16 protein-coding genes are annotated in these 20,481 nt (G+C 67.3%); 13 read left to right on the top strand and 3 right to left on the bottom strand.

All coding sequences use genetic code 11. The features are described from left to right. Positions 1-89: 89 nt before the first annotated feature. Positions 90-1,373, bottom strand: a complete 1,284-nt coding sequence (locus tag VHAB30_RS20695) for a porin (RefSeq protein WP_174250270.1) — start codon at positions 1,371-1,373, stop codon at positions 90-92. 272 nt (positions 1,374-1,645) lie between these two features. On the opposite strand from VHAB30_RS20695, the gene VHAB30_RS20690 reads away from it, so the two are divergent. Next, on the top strand, positions 1,646-2,095 hold the full coding sequence (locus tag VHAB30_RS20690; RefSeq protein WP_012746235.1) for an OsmC family protein: 450 nt from the start codon (positions 1,646-1,648) through the stop codon (positions 2,093-2,095). A gap of 28 nt (positions 2,096-2,123) precedes the next feature. On the opposite strand, the gene coq7 is transcribed toward VHAB30_RS20690, so the two are convergent. After that, positions 2,124-2,753, bottom strand: coding sequence for a 2-polyprenyl-3-methyl-6-methoxy-1,4-benzoquinone monooxygenase (gene coq7, locus VHAB30_RS20685; RefSeq protein ID WP_095743715.1), 630 nt, complete (start codon positions 2,751-2,753; stop codon positions 2,124-2,126). A gap of 282 nt (positions 2,754-3,035) precedes the next feature. Here coq7 and VHAB30_RS20680 point away from each other — a divergent pair, with 282 nt between their 5' ends. The 9 genes from VHAB30_RS20680 (at position 3,036) to ygiD (ending at position 14,506) form a co-directional block, all read left to right on the top strand. Then, positions 3,036-4,280 (top strand): porin, encoded by a 1,245-nt coding sequence (locus VHAB30_RS20680; protein WP_159278462.1) that lies wholly within the window; start codon positions 3,036-3,038, stop codon positions 4,278-4,280. Between the two features lie 184 nt (positions 4,281-4,464). Beyond that, positions 4,465-5,445, top strand: a complete 981-nt coding sequence (locus VHAB30_RS20675; protein WP_056573001.1) for an ABC transporter permease — start codon at positions 4,465-4,467, stop codon at positions 5,443-5,445. A 1-nt stretch (position 5,446) separates the two neighbouring features. Next, entirely contained in the window at positions 5,447-6,721 is a 1,275-nt protein-coding gene (locus tag VHAB30_RS20670) for a M20 aminoacylase family protein (protein WP_070060001.1), read from the top strand. Between the two features lie 31 nt (positions 6,722-6,752). Beyond that, complete coding sequence (locus VHAB30_RS20665; protein WP_062472636.1) at positions 6,753-8,333, top strand: ABC transporter substrate-binding protein; 1,581 nt, start codon at positions 6,753-6,755, stop codon at positions 8,331-8,333. A gap of 162 nt (positions 8,334-8,495) precedes the next feature. Next, positions 8,496-9,407, top strand: coding sequence for an ABC transporter permease (locus tag VHAB30_RS20660; protein ID WP_095948286.1), 912 nt, complete (start codon positions 8,496-8,498; stop codon positions 9,405-9,407). A gap of 20 nt (positions 9,408-9,427) precedes the next feature. Continuing rightward, the gene (locus VHAB30_RS20655; protein ID WP_062472640.1) at positions 9,428-10,498 is read left to right on the top strand and encodes an ABC transporter ATP-binding protein; all 1,071 of its coding nucleotides are present in this window, start codon (positions 9,428-9,430) and stop codon (positions 10,496-10,498) included. Further along, a complete protein-coding gene (locus VHAB30_RS20650; protein ID WP_159278461.1) occupies positions 10,495-11,535 on the top strand; it encodes an ABC transporter ATP-binding protein in 1,041 nt (346 codons plus the stop codon). Before VHAB30_RS20655 ends, VHAB30_RS20650 begins: the two co-directional genes overlap by 4 nt. Further along, complete coding sequence (locus tag VHAB30_RS20645; protein ID WP_159278460.1) at positions 11,532-13,499, top strand: glycosyltransferase family 2 protein; 1,968 nt, start codon at positions 11,532-11,534, stop codon at positions 13,497-13,499. The genes VHAB30_RS20650 and VHAB30_RS20645 overlap by 4 nt, the downstream gene beginning before the upstream one ends. A 101-nt stretch (positions 13,500-13,600) precedes the next feature. Next, positions 13,601-14,506, top strand: a complete 906-nt coding sequence (ygiD, locus tag VHAB30_RS20640; protein WP_159278459.1) for a 4,5-DOPA-extradiol-dioxygenase — start codon at positions 13,601-13,603, stop codon at positions 14,504-14,506. Between the two features lie 25 nt (positions 14,507-14,531). Here the strand turns inward: ygiD and zwf are convergent, their stop codons facing one another. Further along, on the bottom strand, positions 14,532-16,004 hold the full coding sequence (gene zwf / locus VHAB30_RS20635) for a glucose-6-phosphate dehydrogenase (protein WP_062472648.1): 1,473 nt from the start codon (positions 16,002-16,004) through the stop codon (positions 14,532-14,534). A gap of 143 nt (positions 16,005-16,147) precedes the next feature. On the opposite strand from zwf, the gene VHAB30_RS20630 reads away from it, so the two are divergent. The 3 genes from VHAB30_RS20630 to VHAB30_RS20620 are packed head-to-tail and all read left to right on the top strand — an operon-like array spanning position 16,148 to position 20,469. Further along, entirely contained in the window at positions 16,148-17,158 is a 1,011-nt protein-coding gene (locus VHAB30_RS20630; protein WP_095743722.1) for an ABC transporter substrate-binding protein, read from the top strand. After that, on the top strand, positions 17,159-19,432 hold the full coding sequence (locus VHAB30_RS20625; protein ID WP_159278458.1) for an ABC transporter permease: 2,274 nt from the start codon (positions 17,159-17,161) through the stop codon (positions 19,430-19,432). Next, positions 19,429-20,469: an ABC transporter ATP-binding protein gene (locus VHAB30_RS20620; protein WP_139700951.1), complete on the top strand. Its 1,041-nt coding sequence runs from the start codon at positions 19,429-19,431 to the stop codon at positions 20,467-20,469. The genes VHAB30_RS20625 and VHAB30_RS20620 overlap by 4 nt, the downstream gene beginning before the upstream one ends. The last annotated feature ends 12 nt before the right edge of the window (positions 20,470-20,481 follow it).

The raw sequence follows: 20,481 nt of genomic DNA, 5'->3' as shown, positions 1-20,481 counted from the left end.
GACAAAAAGCCGCCCGGCTTGAACCGGGCGGCTTGAGCGTTTGCAGATTCAAACTGGCGTGGGCCAGCATGTGAATCAACAGCGAACGATCAGAAGGCGTGACGGATGCCGAAGTCGTAGCCCGTCGAGGTCTTCGGCGTGAAGCCGTTGCCGGTGCCTTGGAAGCCCGGGCCGCCGACGGTCAGCGATGCGCCGTTCTTGTTGCTCACGCGAGCAACGGTGGCGTACAGGGCCGTGCGCTTCGACAGGTTGTGCACGTAGCCGATGGCCAGCTTGTTGGCCTTCTTGTCTGCGGGCAGCACTTCCCACGGGTTGCGGGCAACCAGGTTCTCGTCGTACTTGACGCTCGAGTACGAAGCGCGGATCAGTCCAGCACCGACCGGCACGGTCACGCCGAGCAGGTAGCCGGTCAGATCGATGTCCGGACGGCCGCCGAGGTACGGTTCGACTTCGTAGTCAACCTTGTTCTTGGCGCGCGACAGTTCACCGAACAGCTTCACGGGGCCGAAGTCGTACGAAGCGCCCAGGTTCAGTGTGTTGACCTTGGTGGTCGTGCCGACATAGAACTGGTCACCCACGGTGCTGCTGCCGTAAGCCAGCGCAACATCCAGCGGACCGTTGGCGTAGCCGAAGCGACCGCCGACATAGCGACCGGTGCGCGAGGCGTTTTCGGCGAGGGGCGGCGTTGCGGTGCCCGGGCTGTACTTGGTCTTCTCGTGGAAGCCGTACATCACTTGGCCGTAGAAACCACCCAGGTTCGGCGGCAGGAAGTAGCCGATGCTGTTGCCGGCGCGAACGTAGTTGCTTCCACCGGCATCGGGGAGCTGCGGAACGTTCTTGAGGGCGTCGGGGAGCTTCTTGCCGTCGGCATAGCCGGTGAAACCGCCGAACGAGCCGTTGGCCGTCGAGACCAGGTTGGTGCCCACGCCATTGGTGCCGAACGGGTCGAACACGGTGTCGTTCCAGAACGTCGGGGTGTAGTCGCGGCCGAGGCGGACTTCACCGAACCCGCCCGACAGGCTCACGGTCGAACGGCGCGTGAATGTCGAGACGCCCGTCTGGCCATCGTCGTTGCTGATCGGGGCTTCGAGCCAGAAGCTGGCGGCCAAGCCACCACCGAGGTCTTCCGTGCCACGGAAGCCCAGGCGGCTGGAGTTGTAGCCCGAGTGGGCCAGTTCACGGCGGCTCGCCTTGATGCTGCCGCGGTTCAGGTAGAACGGGTTGTAGATGGGGAAGCCGAGCCTGTCGTACGCGACGCCATTGCCCAGGTCACGCGAGGTGGACGAGTAGCCGCTGATCGACGCGTCGACCACACCAAACAGCGTGACGGACGACTGAGCCGAGGCAACACCGGCAACAGCCAGGGCAGCCAGAGCAGCTGCCCTTTCGCAGTGGGCAGCTAGAGTGGCGCGGCCATCGGGGCGCACAAAGAAAAAAGCCCCGAGTCTTGCGACTCGGGGCTAAATCCACCAATTGGAAGGGTGGAGGAGACAACTGGGTGCGCACCATGAAGTGCGCAGCAATGAAATAGAGTATACCCACCCTTTGTTGCGATGCAACAAGCAGGCGATGCTTTTCCCACACACAAGTTGATGTTTGGTGCGCATTTTTCCGCACGAATTCATCCCAATTGGAGCTGAACACCATGGAATGCACAGTAAGTTGGACCGGTGACGCAGGCACTCGATCGGCCATGGGCTTCGTGGCCGAGACCGGCAGCGGCCATGTCCTGATGATGGACGGCGCCCCGGACGCGGCCAAGCCCGAGAACGGCGGCCAGAACCTGGCGGCACGGCCGATGGAAACCGTGCTCGCGGGCACGGGCGGTTGCACCGCCTACGACGTGGTGCTCATCTTGAAGAGGGGGCGCCATCGCGTCGAGCGCTGCAGCGTCAAACTGACCAGCGAGCGCGCCGAGAAGGATCCCAAGGTCTTCACGAAGATCCACATGCACTTCACCGTGGCGGGCAAGGGCATTCCGGCCGCCGCCGTGGAGCGGGCGATCGCCCTCAGCCACGAAACCTACTGCTCCGCCAGCATCATGTTGGCGAAGACGGCGGAAATCACGACCAGCTTCGATCTGATCGAGACCTGAAACCCCCGTTGGATGGCGACCGAAGGCCCTAGATTCGGTGGGCGACGGTCGTCATGACCCGCGATGCCAGGCGCATCAGGGCCTTGGCCGGGGCCGGCAGTTCCGCGGCGCCCGCGTCGACGGCCTGAGTGGCGTGGCGGGCTTCGTCGATCTTCATTTGCTCGACCACGGCGCGGGACGCGTGATCGGTCGACGGCAGGCGGTCCAGGTGGCTTTCGAGGTGCGCTTCCACCTGCCGTTCGGTTTCGGCAACAAAACCGAGGCTCAGGGGATCGCCCAGGCGTCCAGCAATCAGGCCAAGACCGAAGGCGCCTGCATACCAGAGCGGATTCAGGAGGGACGGGCGGGCGCCCAGGTCGTCCAGCCGCTGCCGGGTCCAGGCCAGGTGATCGGTTTCTTCATGCGCGGCTTCCAGGAAGTGCGCGCGCAACGCCGGGTCCCGCGCCACGGCGGCCTGGGCGGTGTACAGCGCCTGTGCACAGACTTCGCCGACATGATTCACGCGCATCAGCGCACCGGCCTCGCGGCGCTCCGATTCGCTCAATTCACCTTGCGGCTGGATCGCGGACGGAAGCGCCCGGGTGGCGTGAGATCGGGCAAAAAGCGTGCGCAAAGCCGCATCGGCGGCTGTGAGGGCGGGGTCGAGCAGGGCGGTCATGGGTCTATTTGAACGCACCTGTCCGGCGATGCAAGGACAGCACATTTCGTTTCATATCGTGGCAAAACCACCCGTCTAAGTCCTTTGTTGCACGACTGCAACGAAACACACGGGGCTTCCAAGATTTAGGGCGATTTGTTTTGCCCTGCCGCAGCGGCTCTGGTGCAATAGCATCAACTTCCCAAAAGGAGGTTGGCCCGGGGTCCGGTGGGAGCACAAAAGTGCCAGTCACGGTGAGCCCTTCGCACCGGAGCCCTATGTTTAACCTTGGAGAAACTTGCAATGAAAAAATCTCTAGTTGCTCTGGCTGCCCTGGCTGTTGCCGGTGTTGCCTCGGCTCAGTCGTCCGTCACGCTGTTTGGTGTGGTCGACGCGTCGATCAGCGGCTACTCGTCCACCTCGCGTGACCTGAACGGTGCCACCTTCCTGAACCCGTTCTACCTGAACAAGGGCAGCGTCAAGGCAAGCCGTCGCGAACTGGCTAACTCGGGCTACAACTCCAGCCGTCTGGGCTTCCGTGGTACGGAAGACCTCGGTGGTGGCCTGGCCGCCAGCTTCTGGCTCGAAGCTCCGATCAGCAACGACAACGGCCAAGAAGGCATCGCCACGTTCGCACGTCGTTCGACCGTGAGCCTGTCGGGCGGTTTCGGTGAAATCCGTCTGGGCCGTGACTACACCCCGACGTTCTGGAACGACACCGTGTTCGATCCGTTCGGCACCAACGGCGTTGGCACCAACCTGATCTCGACGGCCAATGGCTCGTTCGGCGCATTCGGTACCCCCGCTGCTTCGACCGCTCCGTTCACCAACGTTGGCTCCAGCAACTACGTCCGCGCCAGCAACACCATCGGCTACTTCCTGCCGCCGAACCTGGGTGGTTTCTACGGTCAAGTGCAGTACGGCTTCGCTGAGAAGACCAAGTACAGCCCTGGCCTGGCAACGCCTGATGTGGCTAACAGCCAGCGTCAAGGTCGTTACGTCGGCGGCCGCTTCGGCTACGCCAACGGCCCCCTGGACGTTGCTCTGGCTTACGGCAGCAGCACCGTTGGTGACCAGTTCTACGTCGGCACGACCACCAAGGTCAACACGCTGAACCTGGGCGCTTCGTACGACTTCGGTCCCGTGAAGCTGTTCGGTGAACTGTCGCGCGCCAAGAACAAGGTTGACTACGAAGTCACCCCGTTCGCCGGTGGCCGTCCTGACATCGACCTGACCGGTTACCTGCTCGGCGTGACCGTGCCGGTCGGTGCTGGCCTGATCCGCGCTTCGTACTCGAGCGTCAAGTACGACTACAACCAGCCCGCAGTGCTGTTCCAGCCCGCAGTTGCTGACCCGAAGGCCAACAAGCTGGCTATCGGCTACGTGCACAACCTGTCGAAGCGCACGGCTCTGTACGCTACCGTTGCTCGCGTGAGCAACAAGAACGGTGCAGCTCTGACCGTCGGCGGCCCGGCTTTCGTGACCACGGGTGGCTTCACCCCGAAGACCTCGACCGGCTACGACTTCGGTATCCGTCACGCTTTCTAATTTGATGCTGGCGCAAGCCAGCTTCGAATCGAAAGACTGAAAGCCACCCGGCGCAAGCCGGGTGGCTTTTTCTTTTGGCGCGCGCCTGTTCTCACTCGTAAAAATTGCGCCTCCACCCCCGGGGAACCCCCGTGCGGGCACGCTGCTTGCACTGCTAGCATGCCGCGATCACTCTTGTTGCTGAATGACTGCCTTTGTACTGCGCCGCCTGATCCAGGCCGTGATCGTGATGATCGCGGTTGCGTTCATTGCCTTCCTCCTCTTTCAATATGTCGGCGACCCGGTCGTGTTCCTGCTGGGGCAGGATGCCAAGCCCGACCAGATCCGTGAAATGCGCGCCGCATTGGGGCTCGACCGACCCTTCTTCGTGCAGTTCTGGCACTTCCTCGTCAACGCCGCGCAAGGCGAATTCGGACTGAGCCTGCGCCAGGGTGCCAAGGTGTCGCGCCTGATCGGCGAGCGCTTCCCGGCCACGCTCGAACTCGCACTCGTGGCCGCGGCCCTGGCGTTGTTCGTCGGCATTCCGATGGGCGTGTACACCGCCCTGCGCCGTGGCACCTTCATGAGCCAGGTGTTCATGACCGTGTCGCTGCTCGGCGTGTCGCTGCCGACCTTTCTCATCGGCATCCTGCTGATCCTCGTCTTCGCCGTGACGCTGGGCTGGTTCCCGAGCTTCGGGCGCGGCGATACGGTGCAGTTTGGCTGGTGGACCAGCGGCCTCTTCAAGGCCGACGGCTGGCACCACATCATCCTGCCGGCGGTGACGCTGGCGATCTTCCAGCTCACGCTGATCATGCGGCTGGTGCGCGCCGAGATGCTCGAGGTGCTGCGCACCGACTACATCAAGTTCGCGCGTGCACGGGGCCTGTCGAACCGCGCGATCCACTTCGGCCATGCGCTCAAGAACACGCTGGTGCCGGTCATGACCATCACCGGCCTGCAGCTCGGTGGCCTGATCGCCTTCGCGATCATCACGGAGTCGGTGTTCCAGTGGCCCGGCATGGGGCTGCTCTTCATCCAGGCCGTGACCTTCGCGGACATCCCCGTGATGGCCGCCTATCTGTGCCTGATCGCACTGATCTTCGTGGTGATCAACCTCGTGGTCGACCTGTTGTACTTCGTGGTCGATCCCCGGCTGCGCGTGGGCAAGGCGGGAGGCCATTGAGGTGAGTGTCGCAACCGCTGCCGCAACGCCGCGCCTGCAGGCCTCCGGCCGGGCCTTCGCGCACATCGCCAGCTTCTACCCCGAGATCACGGCCTTTCGTCGCGACCTGCACGCCCACCCCGAGCTCGGCTTCGAAGAGGTCTACACGGCGGGCCGCGTGCGCGAAGCACTGCGGGCTTGCGGCGTGGACGAGATCCACGAGGGCATCGGCAAGACCGGCGTGGTCGGCGTCATCCGCGGCAAGTCGACGGCCAGCGGCCGCATGATCGGCCTGCGCGCCGACATGGATGCGCTGCCGATGCGCGAGGACAACGACTTCGGCTGGCGCTCCGCCAACGACGGCCTGATGCACGGCTGCGGCCACGACGGCCACACCGCCATGCTCGTCGGCGCCGCGCGCTACCTGGCCGAGACGCGCGACTTCGACGGCACCGCCGTGCTGATCTTCCAGCCCGGCGAAGAAGGCCTTGCCGGTGCGCGCGTGATGATCGAAGACGGCCTGTTCGACCGCTTCCCGGTGAACGCCGTCTACGCCATGCACAACTGGCCCGCGATGCCGGCCGGCACCGTCGGCATCAACCGCGGCGCGATGATGGCTGCGGCCGACCGCGTGACGATCGAGATCAAGGGCAAGGGCGGCCACGGCGCGCATGCCTACCAGACCATCGACCCCGTCGTGGTGGCCGCGCACATCATCACCGCGGCGCAGACCATCGTGTCGCGCAGCGTGCGCCCCATCGACGCGGCCGTCGTCAGCATCTGCGCCGTGCAGGCCGGCGACCTCGGCGCCATGAGCGTGATCCCGGGCGAGGCCACGCTGGTCGGCACCGTGCGCACCTTCAGCGCGCGCGTGCAGGCGCAGGTCGAGCAGCGACTGAGCGAGCTGTGCACGGCCATTGCCACCGGCTTTGGCGCGACCGCGACGATCAAGTACGAACGCATCTACCCGGCCACGATCAACACCGCGCCCGAAGCGATGTTCGCGGCCGATGTGGCGCAGGCGCTGGTCGGCGCGAAGAACGTCGATCGCAACCTGGAGCCCAGCATGGGCGCCGAAGATTTTTCCTTCATGCTGCAGAAGAAGGCCGGTGCCTATCTGCGCATCGGCCAGGACGCCCGCAGTGGCGCCTTCCTGCACAACAGCCGCTACGACTTCAACGACGAGATCCTGCCGCTGGGCGCCGCACTGCATGCGGGCCTGATCGAGCAGGGCATGCCGCTGGCTGCTACCCGCAGCCTGCAGCCAGGGAAAGCCGCCGCCACCGCGGCGCCGTGATGTGTTCGATTTCAACCCGAGGAGTGTTCCCATGAGTTTCAAGAAGCAAGCGGCTGCGGTCGCTGTCCTGTGCGCTCTGAGCGCCGTCAGCATGGTCGCCAGCGCGCAGACCATCCGCATCGCGAACCAGGGCGACGCCCTGTCGCTCGACCCGCACTCGCTCAACGAGTCGCTGCAACTGAGCGTCACCGCCAACGTCTATGAAACTCTCGTGGGCCGCAACAAGGACCTGAGCCTGGCACCGCTGCTGGCCACGAGCTGGAAGCAGACCTCGCCGAACGTGTGGCGCTTCGAACTGCGCAAGGGCGTGGTGTTCCATGACGGCACGCCGTTCAGCGCCGACGACGTCGTGTTCAGCTTCGCGCGTGCGCAGGGCGACGGCTCCGACATGAAGGCCACGCTCAGCGAGATCAAGGCCGTGCGCAAGGTCGGCGACCTCGCCGTCGAAATCGAAACCAACGGCCCGTTCCCGATCCTGCCCGACGTGATCTCGCTCACCATGATCATGAGCAAGAAGTGGTGCGAGGAAAACCAGGCCACCAAGCCCGTCGACCGCCGCAAGGGCATCGAGAACACAGCCTCGTTCAAGGCCAACGGCACCGGCCCGTTCCGCGTGCGCGAGCGCCAGCCCAACGTGCGCACCGTGTTCACGCGCAACGGCACCTACTGGGGCAAGATCGACGGCAACGCGCAGGAGATCGTGTTCACGCCCATCGCCAACCCCGCGACCCGCGTGGCCGCGCTGGTCTCCGGCGAAGTCGACGTGATGGAGCCCGTGCCCGTGCAGGACATCGCGCGCATCAACGCCGCGCCCAACGCCCGCGTCATCACCGGCCCCGAGATGCGCACCATCTTCCTGGGCATGGACCAGAAGCGCGACGAGCTGCAGTACTCGAACGTGAAGGGCAAGAACCCGTTCAAGGACAAGCGCGTGCGCCAGGCCTTCTACCAGGCCATCGACATCGCCGGCATCCAGCGCACCGTGATGCGCGGCGCCTCCAAGCCCACCGCGCTGCTCGTCGGCCCGGGCATCAACGGCTGGACCGCCGACCAGGACAAGCGCTTGCCTTTCGACGTCGATGCCGCCAAGAAGCTGCTGACCGAAGCCGGCTACCCCAACGGCTTCGAAGTCTCGATGAACTGCCCGAACGACCGCTACGTCAACGACGGCCAGATCTGCCAGAGCGTGGCCGCCAACCTGGCCAAGATCGGCGTCAAGATCAACCTCGTGGCCGAGACCAAGGGCACCTACTTCCCGAAGATCCTGCGTCGCGACACCAGCTTCTACATGCTGGGCTGGACCCCGACCACCTACGACTCGCACAACGCGCTGAGCTCGCTCACCTCGTGCCCCGACGACAAGGGCACGGGCCAGTTCAACCTGGGCGCCTACTGCAATCCGAAGCTGGACGAGCTGACCAAGAAGATCCAGTCCGAGTCGGACAAGGCCAAGCGCAACGAGATGATCAAGGAAGCCTTCAAGGTCCACACCGACGACATCGGCCACCTGCCGCTGCATCAGCAGTCGCTGGCCTGGGGCGTGAGCAAGAAGGTCGAGCTGGTGCAGCTGGCCGACAACTTCATGTACTTCAAGTGGATGAGCATCAAGTAAGTCGACCGTGGGCCGCTGCCAGAGCGGCCCGACCATGGGCCCGCTTCTTGCGGGCCCATTCCTTTTTTGCTTCACGATGACAACTAACCCCCACGCTCCCCTTGCTGCGCAAGGTCTGCTGCCCCCCGAGGGGGCCGCTTTTTCTCTTGGGGCGGCCCGGCGATGAAAAAAACCCTTGCTCGCTGGCTCGACAGCGATGTCGGCTACAGCTTCCGCACCTCGCCGGTGGCGATCGCCGCCGCCGTCATTGCGCTGGTGTGCGTCTTCTGTTCGGTGTTCGCCGGATGGGTGTCGCCGCACAACCCCTTCGACCTCGCCACCCTCGAACTCGGCGACGCCCGCCTGCCGCCGGCGTGGAGCGCCGAAGGCTCCACCAAATACATCCTCGGCACCGACGACCAGGGCCGCGACATTCTTTCGGCCGTGATCTATGGCGCCCGCATCTCGCTGATCGTCGGCGTGGTGTCGGTGGTGCTGTCGGTCGTGGTCGGCGTGGTGCTCGGCCTGCTGGCCGGCTTCTTCGGCGGCTGGCTCGACTCCTTCCTCATGCGCGTGTGCGACGTGATGCTGTCGTTCCCGCCGATCCTCGTGGCGCTGCTCATCGCCGGCGTCGGCCGCGCGCTCTTTCCGGGCGCGCACGAATCGCTGGCCTTCGGCGTGCTGATCATCTCGATCTCGCTCACGGGCTGGGTGCAGTACGCGCGCACCGTGCGCGGCTCCACGCTGGTGGAGCGCAACAAGGAGTACGTGCAGGCCGCGCGCGTCACCGGCGTGGCGCCGCTGCGCATCATGCTGCGCCACGTGCTGCCCAACGTGATGGGGCCGGTGATGGTGCTGGCCACCATCCAGGTCGCGACCGCGATCATCACCGAGGCCACGCTCTCGTTCCTGGGCGTCGGCGTGCCGCCGACCTCGCCTTCGCTGGGCACGCTCATCAGCATCGGCAACCAGTACCTGTTCTCGGGTGAATGGTGGATCACGGTGTTCCCGGGCCTGATGCTGGTGCTGATCGCACTCAGCGTGAACCTGCTCGGCGACTGGCTGCGCGACGCGCTCAATCCGCGCTTGCGCTGAACAGAAAAGGAGAACGCCTCATGACGCTGCTCCAGGTCAAAGACCTCGTCGTCGAATTTCCGAACCGCCGCGGCACGCTGCGCGCGCTCGACCGCATTTCCTTCGACATCGCGCCCGGAGAAATCCTCGGCGTGGTGGGTGAGTCGGGTGCGGGCAAGTCGCTCACCGGCGCGGCCATCATCGGCCTGCTCGAACCGCCGGGCCGCGTGGCCGGCGGCGAGATCCTGCTCGAGGGCCAGCGCATCGACAACCTCGGTTTCGATGCGATGCGCCCCATCCGCGGCCGCAAGATCGGCGCGATCTTTCAAGATCCGCTGACCTCGCTGAACCCGCTGTACACCGTGGGCCGCCAGCTCATCGAGACCATCCGCACCCACTTGCCCGTGACCGAATCGGAAGCGCGCAAGCGCGCCATCGGCCTGCTGCAGGACACCGGCATTCCCGCCGCCGAACAGCGCATCGACCACTTCCCGCACCAGTTCTCGGGTGGCATGCGCCAGCGCGTCGTGATCGCCCTGGCGCTCGCGGCCGAACCCAAGCTCATCGTGGCCGACGAGCCGACCACCGCGCTCGACGTGTCGATCCAGGCGCAGATCATCCAGCTGCTCAAGCAGGTCTGCAAGGAACGCGGCGCGGCGGTGATGCTCATCACGCACGACATGGGCGTGATCGCCGAGACCTGCGACCGCGTGGCCGTGATGTATGCGGGCCGCATCGCCGAGATCGGCCCGGTGCACGAGGTGATCCACCAGCCCGCGCACCCCTACACCTCGGGCCTGATGGCGTCGATCCCCGACATGACCAGCGACCGCGAACGGCTCAACCAGATCGACGGCGCCATGCCGCGGCTCAATGCCATCCCGACCGGTTGCGCCTACAACCCGCGCTGCCCGCGCACCTTCGCACGTTGCCTGACCGAACGGCCCGAGCTGATGCACGCGGGCGCCACGCGCGCCTCCTGCTGGCTGCACGATGCCGCCGACCCGCACGCGGGCCAGGCCGAGATCGCCGCGCAGCACCACGACGCCCTGGCGGCCGGCGAGCGCGCCACGCCCGAGGCGGCCGAACCCCTGGCAGAGGTGACCCGATGAGCGCCGTGATCGAACCCCGCAAGGACGCCGCAGCGGCAAAGACCGGCGAGCCGCTCGTGGTCGCGCACGACCTCGCGCGCACCTTCGACGTCTCGCCGCCCTGGCTCAACCGCGTGCTCGAACGCAAGCCGCGCGTGCTGCTGCATGCCGTGGACGGCGTGAGCTTTTCCATCGAGCGCGGCAAGACGCTCGCGCTGGTCGGCGAATCGGGCTGCGGCAAGAGCACGGTCGCGCGACTGCTGGTCGGCCTGTATGCGCCCACGCGCGGCGGCCTGCAGTTCGACGGGCAGGACGCGCACGCCGCGTTCAAGACGCCCGAAGGCCGTCAGCTGCGCCGCCGCATCCAGATGATCTTCCAGGACCCCTACGCGAGCCTCAACCCGCGCTGGATCGTCGAGGACATCATCGGCGAGCCGCTGCGCGAGCACGGCATCCTGAGCGACAAGGACGCGCTGCGCCAGCGCGTGGGCGAGCTGCTGCAGTCGGTCGGCCTCTCGCCGCTGGACATGAGCAAGTACCCGCACCAGTTCTCGGGCGGCCAGCGCCAGCGCATCTCCATCGCGCGCGCGCTCGCCACGCAGCCCGAGTTCCTCGTGTGCGACGAGCCCACCTCGGCGCTCGACGTGAGCGTGCAGGCGCAGGTGCTCAACATCATGAAGGACCTGCAGCGCGAGCAGGGCCTGACGTATCTCTTCATCTCGCACAACCTCGCGGTGGTGCGCCACGTGGCCGACCAGGTCGGCGTGATGTACTTGGGCCGGCTGGTCGAGGTGGCGGACAAGCAGAAGCTCTTCGCCGAGCCGCAGCATCCGTACACCCGCATGCTGCTCGACGCGATCCCGCAGATGAAGCACACCGGCCGTGCGCGCACGCCGGTGCAGGGCGAAGTGCCGAATCCGCTGAACCCGCCGACCGGTTGCGCCTTTCATCCGCGCTGCCCGCATGCCAATGCGCGCTGCTCGTCGGAGCGGCCTTCGCTGTTGAGTCTGAAGGGCGTGCAGGTGGCTTGCCATGCCGTGGAGGAAGGCCGTTTGTGAGTGAAGGCGGCAGTCCGCAGGGCTGGCCGGCGGACAACTTTCCGTACCGGCCGCACCTGCGCTTCTGCTCGCTCGGTAACGAGAACGTGCGGGAGGTGATGGAGGGCTTTCGCCTCGCCAGCGAACGCCTCGGCTACACCACGAGCATCGCGCCGGGCCCGGGTGTCGACAACGACGACATCAACCTCTTCTTTTTCGCGATGGGCCTGAGCCTGCCCTCGGACGACGAGCTGCCGCCGAACGCGATCGTCGTCAACTTCGAGCCGGCCCTGCCCGCGTTGCTCGCGGAGATGCCCGGCTACCAACGGCTGCTGCAGCGCGCCCACGTGTGGGAGTACAGCCTCGAGAACATGGTGCACCACCCGGCACTGGGCATCTACCGCGCCGACTACGTGGGCCCGGGCTTCGAGCCGCTGGCCACGCCGCTGCTGCCGGCGTCCGCGGTGCTGGACGATGCGCAGCAGGACATCGACGTCATCTTCTTCGGCGAGACGACGCCCCGGCGGCTGCAGGTGCTGGAAGCGCTGACTGCTGCCGGACTGCGGGTCGCCTATCCCTTCGGCACCGCCTGGACACCGGCGCAGCGCGACGCCTTGCTGCCGCGCGCCAAGGTCGGGCTGAACATGCGCAAGGCCGATCACTCCAGCACCGTCGAGTTGCCGCGCCTGTCGATCCTGCTGCGGCATCGCAAGGCCGTGGTGTCGGAGCTGTATCCCCATTCCGAGATTCCGCAGGTGCTGCGCGACGCGGTCGAAGGGTGTACGAAGGACGAGCTGGTCGACCGCGTGCGCGCGCTGGTGGCCGATGCGCCGCGGCGGCGTGCGCTGGAAATCGCCGGGCCGCGGGCGCTGCAGTCCTTGCCGCCGCAGCATGAGGTGCTGGCGGGTGCGATGCAGCGCTACCTTGCGGGGGCCCGGCAGCGATGGGTGGCCCAACAGGCACTGAGCACGGCTGAGCCCGCCGCGCAGGTGTCCGTCCTGATGGTGACGCGAGACGGCGAAGCCGATGTCGCGGAGGCCCTGACATCGATCGCCGAGCAAAGCCTCGCACCGCACCAGATCATCGTGGTGGACGACGGCTCCACCGATGCCACCGTCGACGTGGTTCGCGCGCGCATGGCCGCCGACCCTCGGCTGACCGAACTGCTGCTGTTGCAGGCGCCCGTCCCGATGGGCTGGGCAGCGGCCGCGCAATGGGGGTTGATGCAGGCGCGCGGCGACGCGCTGGCGCTGTGGTCGCCGACTGTGCGCTGTGCGCCCGAGCGCCTGCAGGTGCAGTCCGCGTTCCTGCGGGCGTCGCCGGAGATCGGCGCGGTCGGTGCCTGGTACACCCGCGATGGCGAAGCGGAGCCGCCGCCGATGCAGCGCCTGCCGGAGATGCACGACCAGATCCTGGCCGCGCTGTTGGCGCATCTGCCGCACGAACAACCGCTGTTGATGGGCGGCCTGATGCTGTCGTTGCCGCGCATCCAGCAACGCGGGCTCGGCTTCGACGCCACGCTCGGCCGGTTCGCATGGCTCGGCCTGCTGCTGGAACTGGTGCGCGGCGGTGTGCGGCTCGCCAACCTCGGCATGAGTCTGAGCCGACTGACGCGCCGCCACGCCACGGGCCTCACGGAAACCGATGTGACGGCGCTGACCCGTGTGCGAGAGCGTCTGCTGCCCCTGGTCTTCCCCGACGTACCGTCCGCCGAGGCGCAGCGGCTGGCCCGGCTCTACGGCCAGCAATGGGCGCCCGATGCCGACGATGCCACGGCGCTGCTGCGCGACATGGCGGGCGCCTGCGCGCGGCAGGGCGACGTCCACGCGACCACCGTGCTGCGTGGTGAAAGCCTGCGCGTGCTGGCGGTGTATGCGGAGAACGGGCGACTGGCGCCGGGCTACCTCGACAGGCTGATGCGCGAGCCCTTGCTGCGCGATTTCCTGGCGCCGCTGGGCGAGCGCCTGCGTGCATTCGTGCCGTGAACCATGGTGCGTGCGCCGGGCGGTGTGCGTAAACGCACTTTCCAAGCCCTCACTTTGTTGCACAGTCTTGGGTTGGCCCCGAATCCACACCCCCTGACACGATGACCTCCACCCCGATGACCCGCCTGCTCGGCCGCCGCGGCTTTCTCATGGGCTCGGCGCTGGGCGCAACCGCCGCGTTCGCGTTGATGACCGAGATCGCGCACGCGGCCGGCGCTCAACCTGCGCGCCGCATGCCCGTCATCTTCATCGGCCACGGATCGCCGATGAACGCGCTGGCGGACAACGCCTTCACGCGCCGCCTCGCCGCCTGGGGCCGCGAGCTGCCGCGCCCCACGGCGATCCTCAGCGTGTCGGCGCACTGGCTCAGCCAGGGCGCGACCGGGGTCACGGTGCAGACACGGCCCAAGACGATCCACGACTTCGGCGGCTTTCCGCAGGCGCTGTTCGACATCGAATACCCCGCGGCCGGTCATCCCGCACTGGCGCGCGAAACGATCGGCGCCGTCAAGCAGGCGCCGGTGATCGCCACCGAGCAGTGGGGGCTGGACCACGGCACCTGGACCGTGTTGAAGCACCTGTACCCGAAAGCCGACGTGCCGGTTTTCCAGCTCAGCATCGACTACGACAAGCCGGCGGCGTTCCACCATGCGGTGGGGCGCGACCTGGCGGCCTTGCGCGACCAGGGGGTGCTCGTGATGGGCAGCGGCAACGTGGTGCACAACCTGCGCGCCACCGACCGCGGCACGCCCGATGGGCTCAAGGCCAGCCGCCCGTGGGCGCAGTCGTTCGACGAGGCGGTGAAGGCCGCGCTGGCCGGCCGGGACGACCGCGCGCTGATCGGCTACGAGAAACTCGAAGGGGCGTCGACCGCCGTGGCGACGCCGGACCACTACTTTCCCTTCCTGTATGCCCTGGGCGCTGCGGCGCCGGGCGAGCGTGCGAAGACGGTCTACGAAGGTTTCCAGTCGGGCACGCTCAGCATGCGCTGCCTTCAGTTCGGCTGAAGGAAGGCCGCGCAGCCTTGCTGCGTTACTGCTCCTCGCCCCAGGCGAAGCCGTCGCGGGCGATCATGGCGCTCGACGCGCTGGGGCCCCAGGTGCCGGCTGCATAGGGGCGCGGACCGCCGTCGGACTCCCAGGAGTCGATGAGCGGCTCGACCCAGCGCCAGGCTTCTTCCTGCTCGTCGCTGCGCACGAACAGGTTGAGGCGCCCGTCGATCACGTCCAGCAGCAGGCGTTCGTAGGCGCCCACGCGCTCGGCGCCGAAGCGCTTGTCGAAGTCCAGGTCGAGCTGCACCGGCGCCAGTTGGGCGGCGCTGGCGTGGCCGTTGCCGCCGCGCTGGCGGTTGTCCTGCGCCTGCGCGAGCATGTGCAGTTCCAGGCCGTCCTTGGGCTGCAGGTTGATCACCAGCTTGTTCACGTTGCCTGCGGGGGCGCGGTAGATGGCGTGCGGCGTGGGGCGGAAGTTGACCTCGATGCGCGCGTCGCGCGAGGCCAGCCGCTTGCCGGTGCGGATGTAGAAGGGCACGCCGGCCCAGCGCCAGTTGGCGATCTCGGTGCGCAGCGCCACGAAGGTCTCGGTGCGGCTGTCGGGGTTCACGCCCGGCTCGTCGCGGTAGCCCTGCACCCGCTCGCCGTAGGCCGTGCCGGCCGTGTACTGGCCGCGCACCGCGTGCAGGCCCAGGCTCTCGGGCGTCCAGGGCTTGAGGGCGCGCAGCACCTTGAGCTTCTCGTCGCGGATGGCGTCGGCGTGCGCGTTGATGGGCGGCTCCATGGCCACGGCGCACAGCAGCTGCAGCGCGTGGTTCTGCACCATGTCGCGCAGCGCGCCGGTCTGGTCGTAGAAGGCGCCGCGCTTTTCCACGCCCAGGTCCTCGGCCATGGTGATCTGGATGTTGGCGATGTGCTCGCGGCGCCAGATGGGCTCGAACAGCGCGTTGCCGAAGCGCATCGCGAACAGGTTCTGCACCGAGGGCTTGCCCAGGTAGTGGTCGATGCGAAAGACCTGCTTCTCCTCGAGCACCTTGCCCACCGCGGCGTTGATGGCGCGGTTGGAAGCCAGGTCGTGGCCCAGCGGCTTTTCGAGCACGACGCGGGTGCGCGGGCCGTTGAGCCCGGCGGCGGCGATCTGCTCGACCACCTGCGTGAAGAGCGCGGGCGCCGTGGCCACGTACATCACGACCGTCTTGGCGTCGCGCTGTTTGAGCAGGTCGGCCAGGCTGGCGTAGTCGGCGGGCTTGGACAGGTCCATGCGCAGGTAGTGCAGCATGGACGCGAACTTCTTGAACTCCTCGGGGGAGGGGCGCTTGGCGCCTTCGACGGCGCTGAAGCGCGACTGGATCAGCTCGCGGTACTGGTCGTCGGACAGGTCGTCGCGTGCCACGCCGACGATGCGCCCGTCCTGCGGCAGGCTGCCGTGCCTGAAGGCCTGGAACAGCGCGGGCATCAGCTTGCGCCACGCAAGGTCGCCAGTACCGCCGAACAGAACGAGATCGAAGCTCATGAGAAAACTTTCCTTTGTCTGAATGCCGAGCAGGCAACGTGCCAGTCGCGATGGTACTTGTACCGATTCGGCACACCTGTACTAAAGCTACGCTGTCCCATGGCCGCGAGGCCTTTTTTTATTGCCGAGGCAGGGGAATACCAATGAAGAAGCTTTTCACGGCAGCCGCGCTGCTGGGTCTGTCGGCCGCCGCGTCGGCGCAGACCGTCAACGTCATCTGCTCGGTGCAGGCCGAGTGGTGCAACGTGATCTCCACCGTCTACGCCCGCACCACGGGCGTGCGCATCAACATGGCGCTCAAGGGCTCGGGCGAGGCGCTGGCCCAGCTCATCGCCGAGAAGGACAACCCCAAGACCGACGTCTGGTTCGGCGGCACGGGCGACCCGCACCTGCAGGCGGCCGAGCAGGGGCTCACGCTCGAATACAAGTCGCCCACGCTCACGCAGCTGCATCCCTGGGCCCAGCAGCAGGCCAAGCAGTCGGGCTACAAGACCGTGGGCATCTACTCGGGCCCGCTGGGCTTCGGCTACAACCCCGAGCTGCTCGCCAAGAAGAAGCTGCCCGTGCCCAAGACCTGGGCCGACCTGCTCAAGCCCGAGTACAAGGGCGACATCCAGGTGGCCAACCCGGCCTCCAGCGGCACGGCCTACACCATGATCGCCACGCTGGTGCAGCTCATGGGCGAGGACAAGGCCTTCGACTACCTCAAGGCGCTGCACAAGAACGTGGGCCAGTACACCCGCTCGGGCACCGGCCCGATCAAGGCGGTGGCGCGCGGCGAAACCGCGATCTCCATCAGCTTCGTGCACGACGGCCCGGGCGAGAAGATGCAGGGCTTCCCCGTCGAAACCATCACGCCCGCCGACGGCACCGGCGCCGAGATCGGCTCCATGAGCGTCATCAAGGGCGCGCGCAACCTCGACGCCGCCAAGAAGTTCTACGAATGGGCGCTCACGCCCGCCGCGCAGGAACTGGGCGCCGCCAACAAGCAGTTCCAGCTGCCCAGCAATGCGAGCGCCAAACTCGATCCGCGCATTCCTGACTTCAAGAAGATCAAGTTCATCAACTACGACTACGCCAAGTACGGCGCCAGCGCCGAGCGTCGCCGCCTGATCGCGCGCTGGGAAAAAGACGTCAACTCGCTGCCGCGCTAAGTGCAGGCGCGTTCCAACGAAGGCGCGCCGGCCAACCCGGCGTCCCTGGCCGCCGCCCGGCGCGCGCGGCGATGGATCTGGGCCTGGGTCGCGCTGGGCCTGGCGGCTTATCTCGTGCTGCCCTGGTATGCGATCCAGGACGCGACCTGGTACGAAGCCGTTCCGCAGGTCTTCGGCCAAGCCGAGGGCGCCAACGGCCTGATGCAGGCGGCCACGCAGGGCCGCAGCTGGCTCTTCATCGGGCTGGCCGGGCTGCTGCTGTGCGCTGTCGGCGCGGCCTTGCCGGCCGGCAAGGCGCAGGGGCGCTGGCTGCTGGCGGGCGGCGCAATCGGCGCCATCGGCCTGGCCGTGGCGGGCTTCACCATCGGCGCGCGCGGCTGGAGCGTCGCGGCACTCAACACCCAGTTCGGCGAACTGGCCGTCAACCAGTTCGGCATCGGCGCCGGCGGCTTCGTGGCGCTCACGGCGCTGGTGCTGCTGGCGGCCTTCGGCGTCGCGCGGCTCGGCCTGTTCAAGGGCGACCTGTTCGTGGCTGCCTCGGTGGTCGGCTGCGGCGTGCTGATGGCGCTGTTCATCGCCTACCCGGTGAGCCGGGCGCTGTCGGGCGCCTTCTTCAACGAAGACGGGCAGTGGTCGATCACGGCCTTCGCGGCGCGCGTGTTCACCGAGCGCATCTGGGGCCTGGGTTGCCTGGCGGGTGGCGTGCGCTGCGGCGTGGCCTGGAACACGCTGGTGCTGGCGCTGCTCACCGCGGCCGGCACCACCTTCCTGGGCACGCTGATGGCGCTGATGGCCGAGCGCGGCAGCCGGCGTGGGCAGGGCGTGCTGCGGGTGCTGGCGCTGCTGCCGATCATCACGCCGCCGTTCGTGGTCGGCCTGGGCCTCATCTTGCTGTTCGGCCGCGCGGGCATCGTCAACCAGGTGCTCGAAAACGTGTTCGGCATCGAGCCCACGCGATGGTTCTACGGCATGCCCGGCGTGCTGGTGGCGCAGCTGTTCGCCTTCACGCCCATCGCCTTCATGATCATGCGCGGCGTGGTGCAGGGCATCGCGCCGAGCCTGGAAGAGGCCGCGCAGATGCTGCGCGCCGACCGGCGCCGCGCTTTCTTCACCGTGACACTGCCGTTGCTCAAGCCCGGGCTGGCCAACGCCTTCCTGGTCGGCTTCATCGAGAGCATTGCCGACTTCGGCAACCCGGTGGTGGTGGGCGGGCAGTTCTCGGTGCTGTCGACCGACATCTTCTTTGCCATCGTCGGCGCGCAGTACGACCAGGGCCGCGCCGCGTCGCTGGCCTGGGTGCTCACGCTGTTCGCGCTCGGCGTGTTCGCGCTGCAGCGCGGCCTGCTCGGCAAGCAGAACTACACGACCGTGAGTGGCAAGGGCGACGCCGGCATCGCGATGGCGCTGCCCGACGGCGTGCGCCGCACCATCCAGTGCATCGCGCTGCCGTGGATCGCCTTTACCGCCGTGGTTTACCTGTTCGCCTTCGCGGGCGGCTTCGTGCAGACCTGGGGCCGCGACTACAGCTTCACGCTCAACCACTTCAAGAGCGCCTTCGCGCTGGAGTGGGGCCAGTTCGGGCTGGTGTGGGCCGGCACCGCGTGGAACTCGCTGATCACCACGCTGAAACTGGCCGGCATCTCGGCGCCGATCACCGCGGCGCTGGGCCTGCTGATCGCCTGGCTGCTGGCGCGCAACGAGTTCAAGGGGCAGGGCGCCTTCGAGTTCGGCGCGCTGCTGGCCTTTGCGATCCCGGGCACGGTGCTCGGCGTGAGCTACATCCTGGCCTTCAACGTGCCGCCCTTCGAGCTCACGGGCACGGGGCTCATCATCGTGCTGTGCTTCATGTTCCGCAATCTGCCGGTGGGCGTGCGGGCCGGCACGGCGGCGTTCAAGCAGCTGGACCGCTCGCTCGACGAAGCCTCGCTGATGCTGCGCGCGTCCACGTCGCAGACGCTGTTCAAGGTGGTGCTGCCGCTGCTCAAGCCGGCGCTGGTGGCTGCGCTGGTCTACAGCTTCGTGCGCGCCATGACGACGGTGAGCGCCGTGATTTTCCTGGTCACGGCCGAGAACGAACTCGCCACCACCTACATCATCGGCCGCGTCGGCAATGGCGACTACGGCATCGCGCTCGCGTACTGCACGGTGCTCATGGTGCTGATGTCGCTGGCGATTGCGCTGGTGCAGTTCGTGGTGGGGGAGCGCAAGCTGGGGCGGCGCGGCACGGCGCCTCCGCATGAGGGTCATCACAAAATGGAAAGCCTGGCAGCATGAACGGCATCGAATTCCGCAACGTCACCAAGCGCTACGGCACGGACAAGAACGGCCCGATGGCCGTCAAGGGCATCAGCTTCGAGGTGCCCGTAGGCACGCTCACCACCATCCTCGGCCCCTCGGGCTGCGGCAAGACGACCACGCTGCGCATGATCGCGGGGCTCGAATCGCCGACCTCGGGCTCGATCTTCATGGGCGGGCGCGACGTCACCACGCTCGGCCCGGGCGAGCGCAACGTGAGCATGATGTTCCAGAGCTACGCGCTGTTCCCGCACATGAACGTGATCGAGAACGTGGGCTACGGCCTGCGCATGAGCGGCGTGAAGAGGGACGAGGCCACGGCGCGGGCGCGCGAGGCGCTCAGGGGCGTGGGCCTCGTCGGCTTCGACGAGCGCCTGCCCAGCGAGCTGTCGGGCGGCCAGCAGCAGCGTGTGGCCCTGGCGCGCGCGCTGGTGCTCGAGCCGGCGGTGCTGCTGTTCGACGAGCCGCTATCCAACCTCGACGCCCGCCTGCGGCGCGAGATGCGCGAGGAAATCCGCTCATTGCAGCAGCGCCTGAAGCTCACCGTGGCCTACGTGACGCACGACCAGAGCGAGGCGCTGGCCGTGAGCGACCAGATCATCGTCATGGACCACGGCGTGATCGCCCAGCGCGGCACGCCCGAGCAGCTGTACGGTCGCCCCGAGAGCGAGTTCGTCGCCGGCTTCATGGGCGAGGCGATGGTTTTTCCGGCCGTGGCGCAGGCCGACGGCAGCGTCACGCTCGGCCCGCTGCGGCTGCAGCCGCGCTACGCGGTGGCGCCCGGCACGGTGAAGGTGGCGGTGCGGCCTGAGGCCTGGGACATCGGCGCGCTCGATGGCCTGCCCGCCACGCTGCGCAAGTCGGCGTACCTGGGCAGCTTCTACGAATACGGCTTCGACACCCCGCTGGGGCCGGTCTTCGTGGTCTCGACCGACCTGTCGCGCCCGCTGGCGGCCGGCACGCAGACCACCCTGTCGCTCGGAACCCATGGCGTGAGCGTGGTGCCCGGCGCATGAAACAATGGCGCC

Origin of the sequence: Variovorax boronicumulans (assembly GCF_009811375.1) — a bacterium.
Classification (GTDB): Bacteria; Pseudomonadota; Gammaproteobacteria; order Burkholderiales; family Burkholderiaceae_C; genus Variovorax; species Variovorax boronicumulans.
Note: the sequence above shows the minus strand (reverse complement) of the source record. Positions and strands in the feature narration are given on the sequence as shown.

Excerpts from the sequence above, each read along its gene's own strand:
- VHAB30_RS20650 (WP_159278461.1), top strand. The coding sequence starts at position 10,495 with ATGAGCGCCGTGATCGAACCCCGCAAGGACGCCGCAGCGGCAAAGACC.
- VHAB30_RS20660 (WP_095948286.1), top strand. The coding sequence starts at position 8,496 with ATGAAAAAAACCCTTGCTCGCTGGCTCGACAGCGATGTCGGCTACAGC.
- VHAB30_RS20630 (WP_095743722.1), top strand. The coding sequence starts at position 16,148 with ATGAAGAAGCTTTTCACGGCAGCCGCGCTGCTGGGTCTGTCGGCCGCC.
- VHAB30_RS20690 (WP_012746235.1), top strand. The coding sequence starts at position 1,646 with ATGGAATGCACAGTAAGTTGGACCGGTGACGCAGGCACTCGATCGGCC.
- VHAB30_RS20675 (WP_056573001.1), top strand. The coding sequence starts at position 4,465 with ATGACTGCCTTTGTACTGCGCCGCCTGATCCAGGCCGTGATCGTGATG.
- coq7 (WP_095743715.1), bottom strand. The coding sequence starts at position 2,753 with ATGACCGCCCTGCTCGACCCCGCCCTCACAGCCGCCGATGCGGCTTTG.
- VHAB30_RS20680 (WP_159278462.1), top strand. The coding sequence starts at position 3,036 with ATGAAAAAATCTCTAGTTGCTCTGGCTGCCCTGGCTGTTGCCGGTGTT.
- VHAB30_RS20655 (WP_062472640.1), top strand. The coding sequence starts at position 9,428 with ATGACGCTGCTCCAGGTCAAAGACCTCGTCGTCGAATTTCCGAACCGC.
- zwf (WP_062472648.1), bottom strand. The coding sequence starts at position 16,004 with ATGAGCTTCGATCTCGTTCTGTTCGGCGGTACTGGCGACCTTGCGTGG.
- ygiD (WP_159278459.1), top strand. The coding sequence starts at position 13,601 with ATGACCTCCACCCCGATGACCCGCCTGCTCGGCCGCCGCGGCTTTCTC.
- VHAB30_RS20665 (WP_062472636.1), top strand. The coding sequence starts at position 6,753 with ATGAGTTTCAAGAAGCAAGCGGCTGCGGTCGCTGTCCTGTGCGCTCTG.
- VHAB30_RS20620 (WP_139700951.1), top strand. The coding sequence starts at position 19,429 with ATGAACGGCATCGAATTCCGCAACGTCACCAAGCGCTACGGCACGGAC.